We start from the raw sequence: 2,500 nt of genomic DNA, 5'->3' as shown, positions 1-2,500 counted from the left end.
CGGGATGACTTGTGGCTAGGGGTGAAAGGCCAATCAAACTTGGAGATAGCTGGTTCTCCGCGAAATCTATTTAGGTAGAGCGTCCAGCGAATACCCCCGGGGGTAGAGCACTGAATGGGCTATGGGGACTCACCGTCTTACTGATCCTAATCAAACTCCGAATACCGGGGAGTACTACTGGGCAGACACACGGCGGGTGCTAACGTCCGTCGTGAAAAGGGCAACAACCCTGACCACCATCTAAGGTCCCTAAGTTATGGCTAAGTGGGAAAGGATGTGAGGATCCCAAAACAACCAGGATGTTGGCTTAGAAGCAGCCATCATTTAAAGAAAGCGTAACAGCTCACTGGTCTAAATAAGGGTCTTTGCGCCGAAAATGTACCGGGGCTAAAGCCATACACCGAAGCTGTGGATGCACGTATGTGCGTGGTAGCGGAGCGTTCCGTAAGCCTGTGAAGGGACAGTCGTGAGACATCCTGGAGGTATCGGAAGTGAGAATGCTGACATGAGTAACGATAAAGGGAGTGAGAGACTCCCTCGCCGAAAGTCCAAGGGTTCCTGCTTAAAGTTAATCTGAGCAGGGTTAGCCGGCCCCTAAGGCGAGGCCGAAAGGCGTAGTCGATGGGAACCACGTTAATATTCGTGGGCCTGCAGGTAGTGACGGATCGCGTGTGTTGTAAGGTCTTATTGGATTGATCTTGCAGCGAAGCGGTTCCAGGAAATAGCTCCTGCATATAGACCGTACCCTAAACCGACACTGGTGGACTGGTAGAGAATACCAAGGCGCTTGAGAGAACTGCGTTGAAGGAACTCGGCAAAATGCACGCGTAACTTCGGAAGAAGCGTGACCTCCATTTAGGCAACTAGGTGGGGGTGGCACAGACCAGGGGGTAGCGACTGTTTACCAAAAACACAGGGCTCTGCGAAGTCGCAAGACGACGTATAGGGTCTGACGCCTGCCCGGTGCTGGAAGGTTAAGAGGAGATGTGCAAGCATTGAATTGAAGCCCCAGTAAACGGCGGCCGTAACTATAACGGTCCTAAGGTAGCGAAATTCCTTGTCGGGTAAGTTCCGACCTGCACGAATGGCGTAACGACTTCCCCGCTGTCTCCAACGCAGACTCAGTGAAATTGAATTCCCCGTGAAGATGCGGGGTTCCTGCGGTTAGACGGAAAGACCCCGTGCACCTTTACTATAGCTTTACACTGGCATTCGTGTCGGCATGTGTAGGATAGGTGGTAGACTTTGAAGCAGTGGCGCCAGCCATTGTGGAGTCATCCTTGAAATACCACCCTTGCCTATATGGATGTCTAACTGCGGCCCGTTATCCGGGTCCAGGACCGTGTATGGTGGGTAGTTTGACTGGGGCGGTCGCCTCCTAAAGAGTAACGGAGGCGCGCGATGGTAGGCTCAGAACGGTCGGAAATCGTTCGTCGAGTGCAATGGCATAAGCCTGCCTGACTGCAAGACTGACAAGTCGAGCAGAGACGAAAGTCGGTCATAGTGATCCGGTGGTCCCGCGTGGAAGGGCCATCGCTCAACGGATAAAAGGTACGCCGGGGATAACAGGCTGATGACCCCCAAGAGTCCATATCGACGGGGTTGTTTGGCACCTCGATGTCGACTCATCGCATCCTGGGGCTGGAGCAGGTCCCAAGGGTATGGCTGTTCGCCATTTAAAGCGGTACGTGAGTTGGGTTCAGAACGTCGTGAGACAGTTCGGTCCCTATCTGCCGTGGGTGTAGGAATATTGATAGGATCTGTCCCTAGTACGAGAGGACCGGGATGGACGTATCTCTGGTGGACCTGTTGTCGTGCCAACGGCATAGCAGGGTAGCTATATACGGACGGGATAACCGCTGAAGGCATCTAAGCGGGAAACCCACCTAAAAACGAGTATTCCCTATCAGAGCCGTGGAAGACCACCACGTTGATAGGCCGGGTGTGGAAGTGCGGCAACGCATGCAGCTTACCGGTACTAATAGCTCGATCGACTTGATCACTCCCATTTACAATATCCATCGAACAACGTTCGATGATCCCTTTTACCCTTCACGGCAGTTCGCTTCGCGAACGCCTCCAGGAGGGCGGCGCACACGCGCCGGCATGCAGTCGCATGCTTATTGTTTATCAGCGCTCTATAAATGCGTTGAATTATCTGCACGAAAGACAACCAGCTTCTCAATTTGTGTTCTTCGCCGACCTGGTGGTTATGGCGGAGCGGCTGCACCCGATCCCATTCCGAACTCGGCCGTGAAACGCTCCAGCGCCAATGGTACTTCATCTTAAGATGCGGGAGAGTAGGTCGCTGCCAGGTCTGCTAAGCACACAAACCAAACCATCTTCTCAAAAACATACAAAACACTTCAAACATGCGTTAATCGCAAAAAATACCCAACCGGTTCTAAAAAAACACACCCTGGCGCGGGGTGGAGCAGCCCGGTAGCTCGTCAGGCTCATAACCTGAAGGCCGCAGGTTCAAATCCTGCCCCCGCAACCA

Annotated in this window: 1 tRNA gene and 2 rRNA genes (1 of these 3 cut by a window edge); all 3 read left to right on the top strand. The window is 53.2% G+C overall.

From position 1 onward, the window contains the following. A 23S ribosomal RNA gene (locus tag FHW03_RS25895) occupies positions 1-2,003 on the top strand; it begins 810 nt to the left of the window's first position. A gap of 199 nt (positions 2,004-2,202) precedes the next feature. Beyond that, positions 2,203-2,317 (top strand): 5S ribosomal RNA (gene rrf, locus FHW03_RS25890). A 106-nt stretch (positions 2,318-2,423) separates the two neighbouring features. Then, positions 2,424-2,500 (top strand) — tRNA-Met (locus FHW03_RS25885).

Source organism: Ochrobactrum sp. RH2CCR150, from assembly GCA_014138095.1.
Taxonomy (GTDB): Bacteria; Pseudomonadota; Alphaproteobacteria; order Rhizobiales; family Rhizobiaceae; genus Brucella; species Brucella gambitense.
The sequence above is the reverse complement of the archived record's forward strand: the minus strand, read 5'-3'. Positions and strand labels throughout refer to the sequence as shown.